Annotated in this window: 13 protein-coding genes; 5 read left to right on the forward strand and 8 right to left on the reverse strand. The window is 66.0% G+C overall.

Annotated features, from left to right (window positions below; translation table 11 throughout):
- Window positions 1–119 precede the first annotated feature (119 nt).
- The gene (locus VT03_RS32210) at window positions 120–1,103 is read right to left on the reverse strand and encodes an aldo/keto reductase (protein ID WP_075096802.1); all 984 of its coding nucleotides are present in this window, start codon (window positions 1,101–1,103) and stop codon (window positions 120–122) included.
- Window positions 1,104–1,639: 536 nt separating this feature from the next.
- Between VT03_RS32210 and VT03_RS32215 the strand changes: the two genes are divergently transcribed.
- Together VT03_RS32215 and VT03_RS32220 are read left to right on the forward strand one after the other, a co-directional pair.
- Complete coding sequence (locus VT03_RS32215) at window positions 1,640–1,978, forward strand: PadR family transcriptional regulator (RefSeq protein ID WP_075096803.1); 339 nt, start codon at window positions 1,640–1,642, stop codon at window positions 1,976–1,978.
- Window positions 1,978–2,961, forward strand: coding sequence for a hypothetical protein (locus VT03_RS32220; protein WP_075096804.1), 984 nt, complete (start codon window positions 1,978–1,980; stop codon window positions 2,959–2,961). Before VT03_RS32215 ends, VT03_RS32220 begins: the two co-directional genes overlap by 1 nt.
- 112 nt (window positions 2,962–3,073) lie before the next feature.
- Here VT03_RS32220 and VT03_RS32225 read toward each other — a convergent pair whose 3' ends face one another.
- From VT03_RS32225 to VT03_RS32245, 5 genes are all read right to left on the reverse strand, one after another.
- The gene (locus VT03_RS32225; protein ID WP_197489144.1) at window positions 3,074–4,546 is read right to left on the reverse strand and encodes a serine/threonine-protein kinase; all 1,473 of its coding nucleotides are present in this window, start codon (window positions 4,544–4,546) and stop codon (window positions 3,074–3,076) included.
- 222 nt (window positions 4,547–4,768) lie between these two features.
- Window positions 4,769–5,560 carry a nickel pincer cofactor biosynthesis protein LarB gene (gene larB, locus VT03_RS32230; protein ID WP_075096806.1) on the reverse strand — a complete coding sequence of 264 codons (792 nt, stop codon included), beginning with the start codon at window positions 5,558–5,560 and terminating at the stop codon, window positions 4,769–4,771.
- Between the two features lie 80 nt (window positions 5,561–5,640).
- A complete protein-coding gene (bioF, locus tag VT03_RS32235; protein WP_231870562.1) occupies window positions 5,641–6,840 on the reverse strand; it encodes an 8-amino-7-oxononanoate synthase in 1,200 nt (399 codons plus the stop codon).
- A complete protein-coding gene (locus tag VT03_RS32240; protein ID WP_075096807.1) occupies window positions 6,837–7,571 on the reverse strand; it encodes a DUF1080 domain-containing protein in 735 nt (244 codons plus the stop codon). The genes bioF and VT03_RS32240 overlap by 4 nt, the downstream gene beginning before the upstream one ends.
- Before the next feature lie 443 nt (window positions 7,572–8,014).
- Window positions 8,015–9,235, reverse strand: coding sequence for a hypothetical protein (locus VT03_RS32245; protein WP_075096808.1), 1,221 nt, complete (start codon window positions 9,233–9,235; stop codon window positions 8,015–8,017).
- A gap of 165 nt (window positions 9,236–9,400) precedes the next feature.
- On the opposite strand from VT03_RS32245, the gene VT03_RS32250 reads away from it, so the two are divergent.
- Window positions 9,401–12,499: a PSD1 and planctomycete cytochrome C domain-containing protein gene (locus tag VT03_RS32250; protein WP_075096809.1), complete on the forward strand. Its 3,099-nt coding sequence runs from the start codon at window positions 9,401–9,403 to the stop codon at window positions 12,497–12,499.
- Window positions 12,496–13,287: a hypothetical protein gene (locus VT03_RS32255; protein WP_075096810.1), complete on the forward strand. Its 792-nt coding sequence runs from the start codon at window positions 12,496–12,498 to the stop codon at window positions 13,285–13,287. Before VT03_RS32250 ends, VT03_RS32255 begins: the two co-directional genes overlap by 4 nt.
- Window positions 13,288–13,656: 369 nt before the next feature.
- Here VT03_RS32255 and VT03_RS32260 read toward each other — a convergent pair whose 3' ends face one another.
- Together VT03_RS32260 and VT03_RS32265 are read right to left on the reverse strand one after the other, a co-directional pair.
- Window positions 13,657–14,889, reverse strand: a complete 1,233-nt coding sequence (locus VT03_RS32260) for an acyltransferase family protein (protein WP_075096811.1) — start codon at window positions 14,887–14,889, stop codon at window positions 13,657–13,659.
- Window positions 14,890–14,988: 99 nt separating this feature from the next.
- Entirely contained in the window at window positions 14,989–19,392 is a 4,404-nt protein-coding gene (locus VT03_RS32265) for a PVC-type heme-binding CxxCH protein (protein ID WP_075096812.1), read from the reverse strand.
- 481 nt (window positions 19,393–19,873) lie between these two features.
- Between VT03_RS32265 and VT03_RS32270 the strand changes: the two genes are divergently transcribed.
- Window positions 19,874–20,806 (forward strand): sugar phosphate isomerase/epimerase family protein, encoded by a 933-nt coding sequence (locus tag VT03_RS32270; protein ID WP_075096813.1) that lies wholly within the window; start codon window positions 19,874–19,876, stop codon window positions 20,804–20,806.
- Window positions 20,807–20,947: the final 141 nt, after the last annotated feature.

Below are 20,947 nucleotides of genomic sequence, written 5' to 3' on the forward strand. Positions count from 1 at the left end.
TCACTCCTTCAGACATCTCTCGACGAGAGGGCCTCCGGCGGGCAAAGGGGCGTTGCCCCTCTGCACTCCCCACCAGGGGTACCCCCTGGACCCCGGTTCTTGCGACCAGATGTGAGTGACTAAGAGTGGCCCAGGATCGGGTGCGGCTCGTAGGGCTCCGTCAGCCGGCGGATCTCGTCTTCAGAGAGTTTGACGGCGAGGGCCGAAAGCGCGTCGTCCAGATGTCGGGGCTTCGAGGCCCCGATGATCGGCGCCGTCACCGTCGGTTGATGCAGCAGCCACGCGAGAGCCACCTGAGCGTTGTTGAGGCCGCGCTCCCTGGCAACCTCCGTCACCCGGTCCACCACCAGGAAATCGCTGTCACGGTAGTACATCTTGTGCGCGTAGTCGTCCGTCTGCGATCGGCTCGTCTCGCCGGACTTGTCCTTCGTCCGGTTCCCCATCAGGAACCCGCGGGCCAGCGGACTCCACGGAAGCAGTCCGATCCCCTCTTCCCCGCACAGCGGAATCATCTCCCGCTCTTCCTCGCGATAAGCGAGGTTGTAGTGGTTCTGCATCGTGACGAACCGCGCCAGGCCGCGGCGGTCCGACGTGTTCAGCATCTTGGAGAACTGCCAGGCGAACATCGACGAGGCGCCGATCGCCAGCACCTTGCCGCTCCGCACCGCGAGGTCGAGGGCCTCGAGTGTTTCTTCGACCGGCGTCGTCGGGTCGAAGCGGTGGATCTGGTAGAGGTCGACGTACTCCACCTGCAGGCGGCGGAGGCTGGCGTCGAGTGCTTCGCGGATGTGCTTGCGGGAGAGGCCGCGTTCGTTGGGGGCTGGGCCCATGGGGTTGAACACCTTGGTCGCGATGACGACCTGCTCGCGGCGGATTCCGAGGGTCCGCAGGGCCCGCCCCAGGACCTCTTCGCTGGCGCCGTCGGAGTACATGTCGGCGGTGTCGAAGAAGTTGATCCCTGCTTCCCACGCCTGGCGGAAGAACGGGGCGCTCGGCTCCTCGTCGAGGACCCACGGACGCCATTGGCTGCTGCCGTAGGTCATGCATCCGAGGCAGAGCCGGGAGACCTTGATGCCGCTTCGGCCGAGGTTGACGTAGTCCATGGAGAACCTGCTCTTGCGTGGGGAGGTGGTGGCTCCTCATTTTGAGTGGTGGCTGCGATTGGCTCAATCAAGCGTGGCCGGTCGCTGGGCAGCGGAGCTGTCTCCCTGGCTCGAACGATGTCCTCGCCGGCACGGCTCTGCTTGCTCAAACCCAACGTGCTACGGCCACTGGGGTCAAGGGGGTCTCACCCCCTTGCCGCCGGAGGCACTTCCATGAGGAACCGTGGGACACAACGGGTGTCCGCTTTGTGGGACCGGCGTTGAGGACTCCCTCACATCAGAACGCTGGCTTTGCAATCCCCGCGGGTTGGTGAGGGGGCATACGGCACCGTGTCCGCGCTTGGATACGCACTGCTTCCGCCGGTGTCCGACGAGACGGCCTCCGGCGGGCAAAGGGGCGTTGCCCCTCTGCACTCCCCACCAGGGTGCCCCTGGACCCGGTGAGGCCAGCGACGTTGGGTGCGCGAAGATCAAACAAGCATCCGCCATGGTATATCGCATTGACAGGTAGCATGTGACGCCATATAGTCCAGGTCATGGACACCGTACTGGAGAACTGGCAGGTGCAGGTCCGCAAAGGACTGCTCGAGCTCTGTGTTCTCAACTCGCTCCGGGCCGGAAAGCAGTACGGCTACGACATCGTCAAACAGCTCCGGGCACTCGACGGACTGGTGATCGGGGAAGGGACAATCTACCCCATCCTCAGCCGCTTCCGGACACAAGGCCTCGTCGAGGCCACCATCGAAGAGTCCCCCGACGGCCCGCCGCGGAAGTACTACCGGCTCACCACGGAAGGACGGCGGACCGTGGGACAGATGAACGAAGCCTGGGACAAAATTCACAGCGGCGTCCTTTCCCTCCGTGGAGGTGACTGATGCTCACGTTGACTCCCGATGCCCAATCTCGACTCGATGAATACCTGGCGGAACTCCGCCGCGTCCTGGGCGCGAGCCCGGCGGTAAACCCCGCCGAGGTCGAACAGGACGTCCGCGACCACCTCAGCGCCGCCTTTGCCGGGCGCGGCGGGCCGATCGAACGGTCCGCGCTGGACGGCGAGCTGCAGAAGCTCGGCGCTCCCTCGCAGTGGCTTCCCGACGAGGCCCAGCCCTGGTTTCGGAAACCGCCGCGGGACTGGCTGCACGACCTGCGCGCCTCGCTCGTCCAGACCGGGAAGCGGCTGGCCGGCGGCCCCGAAAGCTATCGCCTGCCGTACCTCTCACTCCTGGTCCTGGGCGTGGGGCTTTTCCTGGCGATGCTGGTCGGGGACGAGGAAGGGTTCCTCGCCGGCTTCGTGGCGTGCGTGACCGCCTTCATTCTCTCACGGGCGGGACTGGCGCTCCTGGGGCACGAGAACCTTTCTTCACCGCAGAAGTGGCTCCTCTACCCGGCCTTGCTTCCCGTCTACATTCCCTTGCTGGTAGTGCTCCTCGCCGCCGTGCCGGTTCTGAGCGGCCTGGCCATCGACGAACGCCTGGCGGTGCAGCGGTTCGGCGCGCACTCGGCGCGGGAACAACTCCAGGCTCATGACGCCCACGCGGAGGCCCTGAAAAGCCGCGGCGGGGACCTGTCGGCATATGCGGCCACGCGAGACCGGCTCCAGCGTTCCTATGACGCGGCGAGCGCGCCGCCTCAGATTCTCGGCCGAACCGTCACGCCGGCCGTCGCCTTCGGCCTCGTCGTGGCCTCCACCGGACTGTGGCTCTGCGTCCTCGGGATGGTCCTGGGACTGGCCCCCAGCCTCGTCCGCGGCATGTTCTATCCGTTCGCCGTCGGCTATCGGAGACGCTACGGATTCATGCTGGCCGCGCTGGGGGCCGTGACCGCCATCGCCTACTGGCCGCTCATTCGGCCTGTCTAGAGCCGTTCACGCTGGCTTGTTCGTGCCCGGTTCCAGTGGCCGGAGGAGCAGTGGATCCCACGCACGAATGGCAAACCGTTTCAGGCAGCCAAACGATTGAGGCGCGGCCGGCTCACTCCGTCTGCCCCTGCTTGATCCACCAGTAGACGCCGGTTCCCGCCGTGGCCAGCAGGCAGAGAACCGTCAGTGGCCACATCCAGCTTCCCGGGGAAGGCGCGTCTTTGATCGCGCTCACGGCCTGGATCGCCATCTCGCGGACTCCAGCGGCACTGTCTTCCTTCTGGATCCGCATGAGCTCGACCATCGCGATCTTGCCGTTGCTGCCGAGCTTGCCAAGCCCTTGAACGGCGGCGAGGCGGATCGTCGGATCCTCGTCGGACAGGCGCTTGCGGAACACCTCGGCCCGCTCGTGGTCGTTCCCTTCCGTCGCGGCGAGCGCGTGGAGTGCGGATTGCCGCACGACCATGTTCGGATCGGTGCTGAGGGTTTCCCACGTCGCGGCCCAGGCATCGGCCCGGCTGTCGGCCCGGCGGAGAACCACGTTGGCCAGGAGCGAAAAGGCGAGGGCCGTCCCCAGAGCGAGCGGGAGCCAGCGGGGCGTCGAGACATCGCCCGATCGAGAGGGGACCGACAGCGGTGCCGCGGGCGTGCGGGCCGATTCGAGACGGGGGCGGTCCGGGTCCGACCCGGTGGGACGCTGGCTGAGCCGGCTGCCGCCGTTCGAGCTCCGCCGCGTCTGGACCATCATCATGCTGGAGGCGATCTGGCCGAGCTCTTCCGAAACCGCTTCGGCCGACGCGGGCCGGTCGGCCGGAGCTTTGGCCATCATCCGGCGAATGAGATCGTCGAACGCCGGAGGGGAGTCGAGGGCGACCTGCGACGCGCGGGGAATCTCCTGCTTGCAGTGCATGTGCAAGGTGGCGGCCGGCGAATCCCCGACGAAGGGGGGACGCCCCGTCAGCAACTCGTAGAAGACGCAGCCGAGGGCGTACAGATCCGACGCCGGCGTAATGTCGCCGCCGCGGATCTGCTCGGGCGACATGTACAGCAGCGTGCCGGCGGTCTTCCCCGCGGCGGTGATCCGGCGGGCCGCAACGACCGTCGCCAGGCCGAAGTCGCTGAGCTTGAGCGAGCCGTCGGCCGCGATCAGGAAGTTGCTCGGCTTGACGTCGCGATGGACGACCCCCGCGGCGTGCGAGCACGAGAGCGCCGCGCACATCTGCCGGCCGTACTCGACGACCTGTTCCCAGCTCAGCTTTCCGCGGCTCTGCAGGACGTCTTCCAGGCTGCCGCCGGAAATCAGCTCCATCGCGTAGAAGCGCTGTTTGTCCTCGCAGGCCCCGCCAAAACAGCGGACGATATTCGTATGCCGGAGGTTCTTGAGGACCTCCATCTCCCGCTCGAAACGCGCCAGGACAATCTTGTCCGAGACATCGCCGGGGAGCATCTTCACGGCAACTTCACGGCCGTTGACGACGTACCGCGCGCGGTACACGATCCCCATGCCCCCTTCGCCGATCCGCTCGATCAGCTCGAAGGGCCAGATCCACTTCATCGGTGGGGTTGCGGTTCGTCCTTCGTTCATCACCCCGCGCTCCGCGTGCTGCACCATCGAGACCGCACTCCAGATTGTTCGGAGGAATTCCAGAACAGCCTAGATCGCGTTTTGCAGCTCGACGCATCTTTTTGCGTCAGCCTGATCTCTCACCGCTCCAACCAGTGCCGCGGTCCGCACAAACCACGTGTCCAGCAAAGCGAATTGAACGGTTGTGCACATGCCGCGCCGTTCGAGCCGTTCTTACCGAACTCAGACTCCGGGAAAACCTGATGCCGCGTGTTGACGGTGGACCATCAGTCCAGCGAGATAGCCCGCCTTGAAACCGGCGTCGATGTTGACGACCGCAACATTGGACGAGCAGCTGTTCAGCATGCCGAGCAGCGCCGTCAGCCCGCCGAAGGCGGTTCCGTACCCGACACTTGTGGGAACGGCGAGAACCGGGCAGTCGACCCACCCCCCGACGACCGAGGGGAGAGCCCCCTCCATTCCGGCGACCACGATCAGGACGTCCGCCGCGTGGAGCCGCGGAAGCTGCTGGAGCAGCCGCTGCGGCCCCGCGACGCCGCAGTCTGTAATCAGCTCGCAGCCCGTCCCGGTCCAGAGGAGCGTCTCCATCGCCTCTTCGGCGACCGGAAGGTCGCTCGTTCCGGCGGTCAGGACGACGACCTTCCCGATCGGCTTCTCTCCGCCGGGCGAGAGCCGGACAGTCCCGCCGCGGCGGTTGGCGATCGCGTCGGGAAACGCGGCGACGACCGCTTCGATCTGTTCGGCGTTCACGCGCGTCGCCAGCGAGGCCTGGCCCCGCTCCTGCTGGCATCGGAACACCTCGACGATGGTCTGCGGTGACTTTCCAGGGCCGTAGACCACTTCCGGGAACCGGCAGCGCCGTTCGCGGTCCAGATCGACCCGAACTTCCCCGTTCTCGGTGACGGCGGTCCCATCGCGAAGGAGGGGAGCCAGCAGCTCAACGGCCTGCGCAGGGGCGATCCCGCCGGAAGCGACCTGGGAGAGAAGACGGGAGAGTTCGTTGTCGGCGGGCACGGAAACGTTTCGAAAGAGAAAGGCGGGAAGGATCAGACGAGTCCGCGGATCGTGTCGGGCACGAACCGGCGGTGGACTCGTCAGGGAGACGCATTCGACAGGACGGCGCACAGTCCGTCGAGCGCCTCGGGAGGATGAGCGGCGGAGACGGTGATCCGCAGCCGCGATGTGCCGCGGGGGACCGTCGGCGGACGGATCGCCCCGACGAGGTAGCCGGCGGCCTCCAGCGTCCGGGCCAGGTCCATCGTGCGGGGGATGTCGCCGATCAGGACCGGGACGATCGGGCAATCGATCTGCCCGGCGACCGCGTAGCCTCGCTCCTGCAGGGCGTGGCGGAGGCGGACGGCGCTCGACCGCGCGGCGGCGGCGATCGAGCCGTTCTCACTCAGGATCTGGATCGCCCGGTCGGCGGCGGCCGCCGCGGCCGGAGTCAGAGCGGTCGAGTACATCTGCGTCCGGGCGCGGTTCCAGAGCCAGTCGCACAGGTCCCGGGAGCCCGTGACGAAGCCCCCCTGGGAACCGAGCGCCTTGCTGAGGGTCCCGATGCAGATGAAGCCCGCCTCGGCGAGTCCGAGTTCAGGGACGAGTCCTGTTCCCTGCGGTCCGTAGATGCCGGTCGCGTGCGCCTCGTCGACGATGACGATTGCCCGGTGCCGGGTTGCCAGCCCGTGGATCTCGGCCAGCGGAGCCAGATCACCATCCATGCTGAAGACGGAGTCGGTCACGATCACCCGTCGGCGGGCGTCGGCGGCCTTGGTCAGTTCCCGGTCGACGAGGTCGAGGTCGTCATGAGAATAGACACGCAGCCGCGCGCGGGAGAGCCGGCAGCCATCGACGAGGCTGGCGTGGTTCAACCGGTCGCACAGGACGACATCCCCTTCGCCCGCGAGCGCGGGAATCGTTCCCAGGTTCGCCGCGTAGCCGCTGGGGAAGAGGACCGCTCCTTCGACGTGCTTCCACTCGGCGATCCGCCGTTCGAGTTTCGCGTGGACCGGCGTCCGGCCGGAGACCGCAGCACTGGCCCTCGCGCCGCTGCCGAGTTCCGCCGCGGCGTCGCGGGAAGCCTCGACGACGCGCGGATCCGCGGCCAGACCCAGGTAGTCGTTGCCGGCGAAGTTCCAAAGTGTCCGGCCGTCGATCCGGCAGCGCCCCTCGGGAAGCGGTTCCACGACGCGGCGTTGCCGGCGCAGTCCCTCCTGGTCGAGGGAGGCGAGCTCCTCGGAGATCCAGTCGAGGGGGCTTCCGGTTTCGCCTGTCGAAACGGGCCGGGACTCGATCACGATGCCGACGACTCCGTGCTCAGGTCGCGGAGCCAGATGTTGCGGAACCGGACCGGGTTGCCGTGGAACTGGAGCTGGATTGCCTCGCGGTCCTTGTGTCCGGTGTAGGAGGGGGGGCGGTCGTAGTTCGTGTCACCCAGCAGCTCGTAGTGGTCCTGGACCAGGATGCCGTTCTGGAGGACGGTCAGCGTGGCTGGGGTGTGGACGCTGCCGTCGGGACGGAACTTGGGGGCGTGGAAGATGATGTCGTAGGTCTGCCACTCGCCGGGCTTGCGCGAGGCGTTCACGAGCGGGGGGTGCTGCTTGTAGACGGAGGCGCACTGGCCGTCGAAGTAGGTCTTGTTCTCGAAGGAGTCGAGGATCTGGACCTCGTACTTGCCCATGAAGTAGACGCCGCTGTTCCCCCGGCCCTGCCCTTCTCCGGAGACCTTTTCCGGGGTGGCGAATTCGAGGTGGAGTTGGCAGTCGGCGAATTTCTTCTTGGTGGAGACGTTGCCGCCGCAGACGCCGTAGCCGTTTTCGACGGTCCACTTGTTGCCGCCGTTCCATTCTTCCATGTTCTCTCCGTTGAAGAGGACGACGGCGTCGGACGGGGCGGTTTTTTCGGTGGCGGGGGTGACGAGGCGGGGTTCTTTCCAGTCGATCCCGCTCTTCCATTCGACGGCGCGGGCGGCGGTGACGCTGAGCGCCAGTCCGGCGAGTGCGAGGGTGAGTTGTTTTCGGCTGAGCATGTCCGATCTCGATTTCTGTGCTGTGTGCGACCTGCCGCGCGGGGAGGGGGAGGACCTCGCGACACGCACCGAGTGTCGCAAGAGGTTTCGGCGCCCGCAATTGTGCGTGCCTTGAACGCCGTTCTTGCCGGCACGACGCCCATAGCTCAAACCCAATGTTCCACGGCCACTGGGGTCAAGGGGGCAACCCCTTGCCGCCGGAGGCGCTTCTGTGAGGAACCGTGGTACGCAACGGACGTCCGCTTTGTGGAACCGGCGATGAGGACTCCGCGCTCGCTCTGGAATCCCCGCGGGTTGGTGAGGGGGCATACGACCACAGTGTTCGCGCTTGGACACGGGCTCCATCAGACAACTCTCGACGAGAGGGCCTCCGGCGGGCAAAGGGGCGTTGCCCCTCTGCACTCCCCACCAGGGGGCTCCTGGACCCGGTTGAGAGGACGCGACTACGGCGCCGCCAGCTTCAGCTCCGACACACCGATCTTCTTCCCATACGCAGCCAGAAGATCCGCATAGCTCAGCCCGAACGACCGCTGAAGACTCTCCTCCGGCGAATAGCCCTCTTTGATCCCAACCGCGAACTCCCGGTACTTGTCCTTGTCCCGGGCCGAAAGAAACTTGGCCAGATTCGTCCCCATCCCATACCGCCAGCCAAGCTCAATGTCCTCACCAAAGAACCCATTGGGGATCGTCTTGTTCTGACGGCAGTAGTCGACCGCCTGAAGCTGCTTCTTCCGAGGCCCGTCATACGCCGCCACCACCGACTCCGCCGCCCAGTCGGAGACACCCTCATTCAGCCACTTCGGAATCTCAGCGCTCGACAGGTAACGGTGCAGGAACCCGTGCGTCGTCTCGTGCGTCAGCAGCCCGACGAAGTTCGTGAACTGCTTCGACTCATAGACGCTGACAATCACACGCCCCGTCCCATAGTTCCAGTGCGCCCGTCCGCCCGCCTTCGTCTGCCCCGCCTTGTAGTAATGCTCTTCCCACGCCAGGAACGACTCCTTGGCCGCGAAGGCGTGAATGATGCACTTGCCATACCAGATGTTCTTGCCGGTCGGGATGCGGAAGCCCTCGCACAGTTCATCGTAGAGTGAGTCCAGGGCCTTGAGCATTTTCCGGACGTCCGCCTCCGGCAGGTCGCTGCAGACCAGGAAGTAGGGAGACTCGTAGGTCTTGAAGTTGAGCTTCGGAAAGAGCTTCTTCACCTCGGCGATGTGCTCGTGGTGCTCCTCCATCGCTTTCGCAACCGCGGCGGCAGTGAGCCGCGGCCAGAGCTTCTTCTTGGACTTCGCCAGACGTCCCGCCGTCTCCGACTCATAGGCCAGTCGCGCGGTCCGCTCTTCGGGCGAGTGAGCCAGGAGCTTCCGGTCGGCGACATAGGCGACGTCCCACGGCTCGGCGTTCACAAGGATCTCCATGATCTGTGAGGCCGCGACGACAGTCGGCTCCTCGGTCCGCTTCAACTTAAGCTCGGTCAGCCCCCCCTTCCCGTCCTGCTGGACAGACTCGACCTCGACACCGCTGAGATAGCGCCGGCCGCTCAGCTCCAGGTCGATCACGCGTCCGGTGAGCGTCTGGAAGTCGGGAACCTCACCCCGCACGGATGCCGGGAGGAGAGCCCCCAGGACGGCCAGAACAGCGATGATCGGCGAGCGGCGACGCATGAGAGCCCTTCGCGAGGAGGGAGAAGGTGAAGGCAAGAGGAAGCCCGGCGCCAGAACGGAAGAAAAGGGAGACCCGTCGTTGCGATTCTGATCCGCGGGCGTTTGAATTTCCAGTACGGCGAATCGGGACTGACTCGCCGCCGACCTCGCCTCGAAAGGGTCTCGATGCTCGCCGGCCGCTCGATGCTCCAACCCGTTCTCCTGCTCGCCGTGGTCGCTTCGGCTGCGGCGTTCTGGCCCACCGCCGCAACAGCGGAAGACCGGGTGCGCTTCAACCGCGACATCCGCCAGCTCCTCTCCGACAACTGCTTCGCCTGCCACGGCCCCGACGCCAACACCCGCGAGGCGGACCTCCGGCTCGACGCGCGGGAGAACGCCGTCGAAGGAGGGGCGATCCGGCCCGGTAACGCGTCGGAGAGCGAGGTCATCCGGCGGATCACGAGCAGCGATCCCGACCTCGTGATGCCTCCGCCGAAGTCTCACAAGACCCTGACGCCCCAGCAGAAGTCTCTCCTCACCCGCTGGATTGCCGAGGGAGCGGAGTACGAGGGGCACTGGGCCTATCTCCCGCCGGTGAAGGCAGAGGTTCCGGCCGGGGCTTCCGCGATCGACCACCTCATGGAGAAGCACTGGAAGGAACGGGGCCTGGAACCGGTAGACCGGGCCGATCGCCGGACGCTCGTGCGACGGCTGACGTTCGACCTGATCGGGCTTCCCCCGACGGCCGACGAGGTGGACCAGTTCGTCGCGGACGAGCGGCCGGATGCGTATGACCGCCTCGTCTCACGGCTGCTCGCCTCGCCCCACTACGGCGAGCGGATGGCGATCGCCTGGCTCGATGTCGTCCGGTTTGCGGACACGATCGGCTACCACTCCGACACGCCGCGGAACGTTTACCCCTACCGGGACTACGTCATTCGGGCCTTCAACGGCAACAAGCCGTTCGACCACTTCACGGTCGAGCAGCTGGCTGGCGATTTGCTGCCTGAGAGCACGCAGGAACAGAAGGTCGCCTCGGCGTTCAATCGTCTCCTGCTCACCACCGAAGAGGGGGGAGCCCAGGCCAAGGACTACGAGGCCCGGATGCTCGGCGATCGGGTCCGCGCCGTTGGGACGGTCTGGCTCGGCCAGACACTCGGCTGTTGCCAGTGCCACGACCACAAGTTTGATCCGATCGCAACCCGCGACTTCTACACGATGGGGGCCTTCTTCGCCGACATCCAGGAACCGATCATCGGCCGCCGGGAAGCGGGGATGAACGTCCCGACTGAGGACCAGTCCCGGAAGCTGGCGGACCTTCAGCAGCAGGTCGCCGCGGTTCAGACAGACTTCGACGGCCCGCATCCGGAACTGGCTGAGGCCTTCGCGAAGTGGCAGGCCGAGCAACTCGCCCGACTCGCTGCCGCCGGTGCCTGGCAGACCGTCAAGCCGACGAAAGTCTCCGGAACGGGCAAGGTCAAGCTGCAGGCCGCGGACGACGGTTCGGTCCTCGCTTCCGGCGCGAATCCCGATACGACGAACTACACGTTCGAAGCCGCCATCGACCAGAAGGGAATGCTCGGACTGCGGCTCGAGGCACTGCCCGATGACTCGTTGCCCTCCAAGGGACCGGGGCGAGCCGGAAACGGGAACTTTGTTGTCACGGAAGTGACCGCCGTTCTTCGCAAAGCCGATGGCCAGACCGCTCCTCTGCGGTTCGCCTCGGCCATCGCCTCGTTCGAGCAGATGGTCGCCGGTGACAAACATCCGGACGGCCGCTGGTCGGCCGCTTCGACGATCGATGGCGATGCTCGCGATCCGAAGGCCGGATGGGCGGTCCTGCCGGAAGTCGGCAAGCCGCAGCAGCTCCTGCTCGCGCTGGCAGAGCCGGTCGACCTCGCGGCCGCGGAACCGCTTGTCGTCGAGATCCGCCAGCAGCACGGGAACGGGAAGCACACTCTCGGCAAGTTCCGGCTCTCCGTCACGGCGAGCGCCGATGACCTTAAGATGGCCCCGGCACCAGCGCCGCCGCGGGAAGTGGTCGACCTCCTCAAAGTGCCGGCGGAGCAGCGGAACGCGGACCAGACCCGGCAGCTCTTTGGCCACTTCAAGGCGGCCAGCGAAGAGCTCGCCCCGCTCCGCCAGCGGCTCGATGACGCCCGCAAAGCGGTGACCCGCTTCGAAGAGTCGCTCCCCAAGTGCCTCATCTCGGTCTCGATGCCGAGCCCCCGGACGGTCCGGATCCTTCCTCGGGGCGACTGGCAGAATGACTCCGGCGAGATCGTCGCCCCGGCGCTTCCTGGTTTCCTCACCAAGGCTCAGCCCGCAGGGGATCGCCGGCTGAACCGGCTCGATCTTGCCCGGTGGATCGTCTCTCCCGAGAACCCGCTCACCGCCCGCGTCTTCGCGAACCGGCTCTGGAAGCAGTTCTTCGGCACCGGGCTGTCGAGGAATACGGACGACCTCGGATCGCAGGGGGAATGGCCCACGCATCCCGAACTGCTCGACTGGCTGGCGGTCGAATTCCGCGAGAGCGGCTGGAACGTCCAGCACCTCGTGCAGCTGATTGTTTCCAGCCGGGCGTACCAGCTCTCGTCCGTGCCGACGGCCGATCTTGTCGCCCGCGATCCGCTGAATCGGGAGCTCGCCCGGCAGAACCGGTACCGGTTCGACGCCGAGCTCGTCCGGGACAACGCGCTGGCGATCGCCGGACTCCTCGACGGGCGGATCGGCGGACCGAGCGTCAAGCCGTACCAGCCCGCCGGTTACTGGGAGAACCTGAACTTTCCGGTCCGGGATTACGATGCGAGCGGCGGCGCGGACCAGTATCGCCGCGGGCTCTACACCTGGTGGCAGCGGTCTTTCCTCCACCCGAGCCTCCTGGCCTTCGACGCGCCGACCCGCGAAGAGTGCTGCGCGGACCGGACGCGATCCAACATTCCGCAGCAGGCCCTCGTCCTCCTGAATGACCCGACCTACGTCGAGTGCGCCCGGGCGCTCGCGGTGCGGACGCTCGCGGCGAAAGACCAGACGCCCGAACAGCGGATCCAGTGGCTGTGGCGGACGGCGCTGCAGCGAACGCCCACTACCGCTGAAGCGGATGCGCTGCGGACGCTCTACGGCAAACACCTCGAAGAGTTCCAGAAGGATCCCAGCCGCTCGGCGGCGCTCCTGGCCGTCGGGAACGCGCGGCCGCCGGAAGGGATCGACGCCGCGGAGCTCGCCGCCTGGACGAGCGCCGCCCGCGTGGTTCTCAACCTCCACGAAGTCATCACCCGCAATTGAGCCAGGAGTCACTCCAGATCGCGTCGGTCTCCACCCCCTCGGAATCGAAAGGGACGGGACAGCCTGTCGGGCGATGGGTCTGGCCGGTGCTGGGGCTCGCCGCGATTCTGCTCTTTGAAGTGACGGCCAACGTGGCGCTCTCCGCGTTCGTCCTGTGCCTCAAGGCGGGCTGGTCTGATTTCGTGGCCGCCCGCTGGATCGCCCGGAACGAGCGGCACCGCGGCCGGAAGCGGACGCTCTGGTACTTTCAGCTGGCCCTCGGCGCGTTCAAGATCGTCATCGCCGGCGTCGCCCTGAGCCTTATTCTCATGTTCGTCATGGCCTGGGCCCGCGCCGGCGGACAGAGGCGGATGCCGTTTGAGGCGGTGGCGATCGTTGCGGTCACCGCCTTCGCCGGGTTCTTCCTGTCGTCGATGCTGACGCTCCGCGGGATCGAATGCGCCCGCTGGTGCGGCCTGCGGGTGTGGGTCGACCGCCGCATGGCGAGGAATGTCCGCTTCGAGTATCCACCGCGGCAGTTCAGCACTTACAACGAGCTCGGCTCGCTCGTCGCGGGGCTGGCGATCTTCATTCTCGGTGCGGTGTGGGTCGTGGGGATCGTCCTGGCCCTGCAGGTTCCGCAGCAGATGGCGGTGGGGGTTTTCATTGCGTCGGTCCTGTTGGCGTTGGCGGGATCGATCACGATCGCCTTCCGGGCCCGGACGATCACGGCCCGAAGTCCGTTCGAGTGCTGGCCTGATGCGGATGAGGAGACGGACTGGCAACCGGTCGGAATTCCCGATCCCTGAGAGCGGATCGAAATACTCGCCAACCAAACCGGGTCCAGGGGCACCCTGGTGGGGAGTGCAGAGGGGCAACGCCCCTTTGCCCGCCGGAGGCCTGGCCGTCGAGAGATGTCTGAAGGATCACGTATCCAAACGCGGACAACGTGCCGGATGCCCCCTCACCAATCCGCGGGGATTGCAAACCCAGCGGCATCGGGTGAGGGAGTCCTCAACAACGGTACCACAAAGGGGACATCCGTTGCTTACCACGGTTCTTCATAGAAGTGCCTCCGGCGGCAAGGGGGCGTGGCCCCCTTGACCCCAGACTGCCGTGGCACGTTGGGTTCGAGCTATGGGAGCCGTGCCGGCAAGGACGCGGTTCGGGCTGGCGCGTCACGCCGCCTTTCGGATCACCTTCCCGTCCAACGCGGCAGGCCGAACGGTTCCGTTCAGCCACTCGTCGAGCCGCTTTCCCCGAACGAAGGCCTCGTACGTCAGAAGACTCATCGCGATCCCCACCGCGGCCGCGAGTCCGCACTTGACCGGCCCCGGCAGGTCGAAGACCCGCAGTGAGACCTGCGTCAGCCCGACAACGGGATGATGGGCCAGATAGATCCACAGCGAGGCCCGCGAAAGGTATCCAACCAGGGGCGTGACCGTCCGCGACCCATCGATCGCCGTCAGGAACAGCCCCGAGGCGGCCAGCCAGCCGCAGCCGGCGAACCCGGTCGTCAGTCCCAGCCGCGACCATCCGGAAAACGGCTCGGCAACGTGCATCGCCACCGTCGACCAGACGGGAAGAAACAGCAGGCCCGCCGCGGCCACGAGACGCAGGCCAAGTCCGGAGTTGCCGGCGATGCCGCTCATTCGCCCCAGCCAGCCCAGGGCGAAGCAGGGGGCGTAGTACGCAAGCCGCCCCGGAGTCAAAAGAATCGATTGCTCAAAGCCGATCACGACCCGCGGATCCCAGGTGAGTCCCGCCACGCTGATCGCAAAGAGACCGGCCACGATCGCCGCCCGCGTCCAGGTCGACGGACCGCGGCGGATCGGAATGGTCGCCGGCTCCGCGGCCGGACGCCGGGTGTTCCAGAAGGCGATCAGTCCCCCGTACGCGCAGAAGATCCACTGGTAGATCAGAAACCACAGGTGGCTCGGCCCGAGGAGCTGGTCGGAGAGGGGCGCGTCGACTTTGAGGCTTTGAAGTTTGCGGGGGATGATCCGTCCTTCGCAGACCCATCCCAGGAGCCAGACATAAAGGTCGAGCGGGAGGATCAGGACCGCGCCGACGAGGAATGGAATTCCGAGCCGGAGAGTCCGGTTGCGGACGAGGGCGACGGGGCCGGCGCGTTCGCACGACTGTGCTGCCAGGAACCCGCCGATCAGAAAAAAGAGCGGCATGACGAACGTATCGATCCCCCAGCAGAGCCCGTCGACGAGGACGGACTGGGCCGGCAGATCGGTCGTACACCACACGAGCCCCGGCATGGGGGAACTCATGTAGGGAATCCCCGCATGCAGGACGACCACCGCCAGGCTCGCACCGGCGCGCAGCCAGTCGAGGCCGCCGTAGCGGGGAGCGGGCGAAGACGCCGATGTGGGCCAGCCGGGAGCGGGGCGGGAATTCATCCGTGATTTCCGCGGGACTCAAGTCGGCCGAAGTCTAGCCGGAGAGCCGCTTTTCCGCCGAGATCACTTTCGCCCCGTCCCGTTTCGCATCCTAAGGGGCTATTTTCCCGGGCCTTCCACCGTGATGGCCATGAAGACCGGGCTCGTCGGGTCGTTCCCCTTGATGAGCTCGATCGTCGTCACCTTGTCCGTCCGCTGCGGCAGGATCGAGGCGTACCGCACCTGCTGGCCGCGGACCGGGAAGGCGAACTTGGACTCCGGTACGTCGACCCGGCGGATGTAGTCCGCGAAGTGGACGCCGTTCCGGAGCGCGTGGTCTTCGCTCGTGCCGTCCGCGTAGTGGATCCTGACCGTCACGGTTGGCGATTTTTCGCCGTAGGCCGGGAATCCCCAGCCGCTGATGAGTCCCAGGAAGTGGATCGCTTTCACCGGCTGGTTGACCGGCAGTTCGACCTGCTTCGGCATCCGCGGCGGCAGGTCGCCATTGGTCCCGTGGAGCATGAGGGCGTTGGGAACGCGGTCCCCCTGGGGATCGACGAGGAGGAACGGGACCCCCTCGAAGGTCTTGGGAGACCAGTCGGCGAACACGAGCTTCTCGAGGTCCGTTCCGCGGGCTTCGTCGTGGAACATCATCCGGGTCGTGACGACGCTGGCGACCTTCCGCAGGTCGAGCGGCGTGAACCGCCCCCGCTGCGTCAGGAACTCGAGGAGGTTCGCCAGGTCATCTGGCGAGAACTGCTTCTCGAAGCCTTCGGGCATGAGCGACTTGGTGCTTCCCCGCAGCTCGTCGATGTCCGACCGCTGGACGGCGTGCCGCTTGGCCTCGGTGTCGATCAGCTCAATCGAGGTCCGGGTCTCCGACGCCAGCATCCCGGTCAGGACCTGCCCTTCCGTCGTAACGACGGTGTAGGTGCGGAAGTTGCTTTCGACGCTGCGACTCGGATCCAGGATGTGGATCAGGAGCTCGTGCTTGGGATGGACCGCCATGCCAGTCAGGTCCGGACCGATCTTCTGCCCTTCTCCGCTGTGCATGTGGCACTTCGAGCAGTTCTTGGTGAACACGAGTTTCCCGAGGGCGGGGTCCCCGGTCCGCTCTGTGACGGGGAGCAGTTCCTTGACGACCTTTTCGCGGTCCGCGTTCGGCAGGCCGCCGCCAGCCGCGAGGAGCTTTTTGGCCTGCTCACGGATCGTCCGGTCGGGATGCGCCGCGAGGGCCTGTTTCTGATCGAGCGAGAGGTCGCCGAGGACCGCTTTCCCCTCTTCGACCCCCTTGAGGAATGCCGCCGTCGAGGCCGGGCGGGAGAGCAGGCTGCGGAGAGCAGCCCGCTTGAGATCGGGAGTGAAGCCGCCGACCCGCTCCACGAGAAGGCTACCGAGGTCGTCTGCCGTGCTGCTGCCGAGGGCTTCGAGAACGCCCGTCGAGTAGGCGGCGCTCGACTGCGGCCGGATCGTCTCCAGGAGCTGTTCGACGATACGGCCGTCATCCGGTTTGAAGTCGATCAGCTGTCGGACGGCGGCGATCCGGTCGCGGTCCGGCTTGTCCTCGCTGCCGATGTCCGCCAGGAGCGCCTGGACGATTCCGCTGATGTGGGCCTCGAAGGCCTGGCTTCCCCAAAGGCCGGCCAGCCGGACGACCTGTCCTCGCGCACCGGGTGAGAGGTGTTCGAGACGCGACAACAGGCGCTTCTCGGTCGCTTCGTTGAGGGCGATCTTGTGGGACTTGGGCCATCCGCGGGAGAAGCCGCTGAAGACTGCTTCGAGGACGGAGACGTTCCCTTCCGACACGGCGGCCAGGATCGCGTCGACCTGCTTGCTGTCCGGCGTGCCGCGAGCGACGTGCTCCGCCACGATCGAGGCCGTCCGCAGCGTGGCTTCAGGCAATGCCGCGGCGTCCTTGTTGTTCGGGGCCTTGGCGCGAGCCAGGGCGGTCAGGAAGCCGACGGCGTTGTTCGCCGCACCGGCGATGACGGCATCGGACGTCCAGCGATCCTGTCGTTGCGGTTCGAGAGCCGCGTCAGCAACGCGCGAGCCTGCGTCATTCGTGGCGGGCAGATCAGCCAGGGCCAGGAACGCGGCGAGGCGGACCTGGGGATCGCTGTCGTTCAGGAGTCCCGCCGCCAGCACCTCCTGCGTCGATTCGGCCTTCTGTGGCAGAACCTGGAGAGCATTCCGCCGCACGCCCGCCGAGGGATGCCGCAGCGCCGCGACCGCGGTCGTGTAAGCATCGCCCTTGGCCTCGTCCAGGAGACCGAGCCCCTTGAGCGTCCAGAGGGCGTGAACCGCGCCGGCATTGAGACCGACTGCGTCAACGTCCTTGTTCCGCACCAGGGCCAGCAGGTCGCCGGCAATCGACCGGTCACCCGCTTCGACGAGGAGCTGCTGCGCCTGCTTGCGGATGAGCATCGTCGGACTGGCGAGCGACGCGACAAGCTGCTTGGGCTCGCTCTTGGCGAGGTTGGTCACGGCCAGCGAACCGTCTGCCTTCCCGTAAGTCAGGCGGTAGACGCGGCCGTGCTTCTTGTCGCGGAGGTCCGTTTCGTAGGCGTTCCCCTTGCCGGTCTTGAAGCCCTGCGGCGTCGGGTTGTGCTGGATGATGTAGTTGTACCAGTCGATGACCCACAGGTTCCCATCCGGACCGACTTCAGCCAGGACCGGCGACGACCATTCGTCGTCGCTGGCGAGGATGTTGAACGTGTTCTGCGAGGTGAAGTCCGAACCTTCCTGCCGCAGGACGAAGGTCCCCACGAGGTGCCCCGTCGGCTCGCAGACGAACTGCGTCCGGTTCCAGTACGCCTGCGGGTAGTTGCGGCCCGTGTAGAGGGCGGAGCCGCAACCGGCGGTATAGCCCCCGGCATGGTCCATCTGGCGGACCTTCTCCGTGGCCGCCTGGAACAGGTGCGTGTCCGAGATCATCTGGAGGACTTCCGGCGACCAGCCGCGGACCCGCTCGTAGTAGCGGTTCGCGATCGGCATGTAGACGCTCGGGCAGTGATTGGCGGTGGAGCCAAAGATAATCCCTTCTTCGCTGATGCCGAGGCCCCAGGTGTTGTTGTTGGTCGACCGGACGAACTCGAGCTCGGCGACCTTCACTCCCTCCCCTTCCCCTTCGAGCCGGAAGCGGAAGAAACCCTGCCGGAAGCTGGGAGTCTTGGTTCCGCCAAAGGTGGGCTCCGACTGGTTGTAGCCCTGCATCCCCCAGATCCAGTTGTCGAGGCCGAGCTGGAAGTTGCTGACTTCGCCGTGGGTGTCTCCCATCCCCCAGCCGGTCATGAGGACCTGCCGGGTGTCGGCGACGTCGTCGCCATTCGTGTCGCGGAAGTAGACGGTTTCGACGCCGTCCTGCACGATCGCCCCGCCGCGGTAGAACGTGATCGCCGTCGGGATGCTGAGCTTCTCCGCGAAGACCGTGAACTTGTCGGCGACGCCGTCGCCGTTCGTGTCTTCGCAGATCCGGATCCGGTCCCGACCTTCGCCAATGGGCTGGAGTTCGTTGGGGTAGTCGTAGGTCTCGCAAACCCACAGCCGTCCGCGGGCGTCCCAGTTCATCGCGATCGGCTTGCCGCCGAGCTGTGGCTCGCTGGTGTAGAGACGCGGCTGAAAGCCCTCGGGGGTGACGAAGTGCTTGATCGACTCTTCCGGGGCGATCGGCGTCTGCATCTGCGACTGGTTGGCCGCCTGTGTTCCCCACTTTTCCCCCTTGGGGTAGATCGGGATCTTGGGACCGACGTCGATAAACTCGAACGGCTTGACGTCTTTCCGGAACGCCGTGATCTCGGGGAGGGCGAAGGCCTGCGGATCGGTGAACTTCGGTGCTTCCTGCGGATCGCGGCCGACGGCCCAGCGGAGGCCGCGTTCGACGAGGTTCTGGAAGCCAGGCTGGCCCCACGTCCGTTCGTCGTGGCCCCAGGCGGTGTAGAAGACGCGTCCCTTGCCCTGCGTCCGGACCCAGGTCCAGGGCTCGAAGCCCTGCTGGTCGGCCCGGACTTCGAGGACGATCCGGTTGGTTTCGTTGTGCTTGGTGTGGACGTAGGTTTCGTCCCAGCTTCCGAACCCGTCGAACCCTTTCATGACGGGGTGGTTGGGATCGACGATCCGCGTGCGGAAGTCGCCCGTTCCGTGGCGGAGGAACTGGGCGCCGACGAGGGCGATGTATTTCTCCGAGTTGAGGAAGCAGTAGGAGGCGCAGTGGAGCGGGATCAGGCCTTTGCCTCCTTCGACGTAGTCGAGAAGGGCCTTCTCCTGTTCGGGGCTGATCTGCGTGGTGTTCGCGAAGATCAGGAGTCCGTCGAACTTGGCGAGGGACGCGGGCGCGAGGGCGGCCATGTCGTCCGTGTACTGAACCTGGATTCCGCGCTCTTTGAGGACGGGGATGAGCTGGGCGGCCCGGTCGCCGGGGCGGTGGTGGCCGTTGTCTCCCAGGAAGAGGACGCGGATGGGGTTGTCTGCCAGGACGGGTTGGCAAAACAGCAGGAACACTGCGGCGAGTGCGTGCCGGAGCTTCATGATGGTTTTAAGGAGATGCCGAGATGCGGTGAGACGTGGGTTTGCAGTTTACGAGTTTCCGCCGCGCTTCACCAATGGACGCAACGTGTGCTTGCCGGCGCGACGTCGATAGCTCAAACCCAATGTGCCACGGCCACTGGGGTCAAGGGGGCAACCCCTTGCCGCCGGAGGCACTTCCATGAGGAACCGTGGTAAGCAACGGATATCCCCCCTTGTGGTGCCGGTGTTGAGGACTCCCTCACCCGATGCCGCTGGGTTTGCGATCCCCGCGGGTTGGTGAGGGGCATACGACACGGTGTCCGCGTTTGGACACTCACTCCTTCAGACATCTTCCGACGGCCAGGCCTCCGGCGGGCAAGAGGGCGTTGCCCCCTTGCATCCCCCACCAGGGTGCCCCTGGACCCGGTGAAGGGGTGCATTCGATGTCTCCCCTCCCCTTCGATAGACTCACACCTCACCCGCTGCCACCTGGAGACTCTCGATGCAACTCGGCTTCGTCAGCACGATCCTTCCGGAACTCTCCCTCCCCGAACTCCTGGCCTTCTCCAAAAAAGCAGGAGCCAAATGCGTCGAAGTCATGTGCTGGCCCGTCGGAAAGGCCGAACGCCGCTACGCCGGCGTCACCCACGTCGACGTCACCGACATGACCCAAAGCCGCGCCGATGACATCCTGGCCACCGTCCACCAGAGCGGCGTCGCCCTCAGCGGACTCGGCTACTACCCCAACGCCCTCTCCCCCGACCGCGAAGACGCCGAACGCGGCATCGCCCACCTCAAGAAAACGATCCAGGCCGCGCCGCTCCTCAAGGTCGGAGTTGTCACCAGCTTCGTCGGCAAAGACTGGACGCGCCCCATGTCCGACAACTGGGCCCTCTTCGAAAAGATCTGGCCCGACATCATCCGCCTGGCGGAAGACAACGGCGTCAAAATCGCCATCGAAAACTGCCCGATGTACTTCACGAAGGACGAATGGCCCGGCGGAAAGAACCTCGCCACGAGCCCGGCTTACTGGCGGCGAATGCTCGAGATCATCCCCAGCCCGAGCTTCGGCCTCAACTTCGATCCCTCTCACTTCGTCTGGCAGCGGATGGACTACCTCACGCCGCTCCGGGAGTTCAAGGACCGGCTGTTCCACATCCACTGCAAGGACGCCCGCCTCGACGTCGAGAAGCTCAACGACCTGGGAATCTTTGCCCACCCGAACGAGTACCACACCCCCAAGCTCCCCGGCCTGGGGGATGTCGACTGGGGCAAGTTTTTCTCGGTCCTGAGCGACATCGGCTACCGCGGACCTGTGTGCGCCGAAGTCGAAGACCGCGCTTATGAAGGCTCGCTTGAGCTCCGCAAGGTGTCGGTCGTCCAGAGCCTGCGGTACCTCCGCAACTTTGCGATGGACCAGGGAGAGCCGGTCTAGTCACCTCGTCCTATCTGTGTGCATCCGTGTTCATCTGTGGCCAATCCTTCTGATTCAGCCACAGATGAACGCAGATTAACACAGATAAGAGGGCTCACTGTTATTGTCTTGTTCGCCGTTCCGGTGCCTGGCTGACCTCGG

The sequence above is a fragment of the Planctomyces sp. SH-PL14 genome (genome assembly GCF_001610835.1).
In the GTDB taxonomy this organism is placed as follows: domain Bacteria; phylum Planctomycetota; class Planctomycetia; order Planctomycetales; family Planctomycetaceae; genus Planctomyces_A.

Excerpts from the sequence above, each read along its gene's own strand:
- VT03_RS32210 (WP_075096802.1), bottom strand. The coding sequence starts at position 1,103 with ATGGACTACGTCAACCTCGGCCGAAGCGGCATCAAGGTCTCCCGGCTC.
- VT03_RS32215 (WP_075096803.1), top strand. The coding sequence starts at position 1,640 with ATGGACACCGTACTGGAGAACTGGCAGGTGCAGGTCCGCAAAGGACTG.
- VT03_RS32220 (WP_075096804.1), top strand. The coding sequence starts at position 1,978 with ATGCTCACGTTGACTCCCGATGCCCAATCTCGACTCGATGAATACCTG.
- VT03_RS32225 (WP_197489144.1), bottom strand. The coding sequence starts at position 4,546 with ATGAACGAAGGACGAACCGCAACCCCACCGATGAAGTGGATCTGGCCC.
- VT03_RS32240 (WP_075096807.1), bottom strand. The coding sequence starts at position 7,571 with ATGCTCAGCCGAAAACAACTCACCCTCGCACTCGCCGGACTGGCGCTC.
- VT03_RS32245 (WP_075096808.1), bottom strand. The coding sequence starts at position 9,235 with ATGCGTCGCCGCTCGCCGATCATCGCTGTTCTGGCCGTCCTGGGGGCT.
- VT03_RS32250 (WP_075096809.1), top strand. The coding sequence starts at position 9,401 with ATGCTCGCCGGCCGCTCGATGCTCCAACCCGTTCTCCTGCTCGCCGTG.
- VT03_RS32260 (WP_075096811.1), bottom strand. The coding sequence starts at position 14,889 with ATGAATTCCCGCCCCGCTCCCGGCTGGCCCACATCGGCGTCTTCGCCC.
- VT03_RS32265 (WP_075096812.1), bottom strand. The coding sequence starts at position 19,392 with ATGAAGCTCCGGCACGCACTCGCCGCAGTGTTCCTGCTGTTTTGCCAA.
- VT03_RS32270 (WP_075096813.1), top strand. The coding sequence starts at position 19,874 with ATGCAACTCGGCTTCGTCAGCACGATCCTTCCGGAACTCTCCCTCCCC.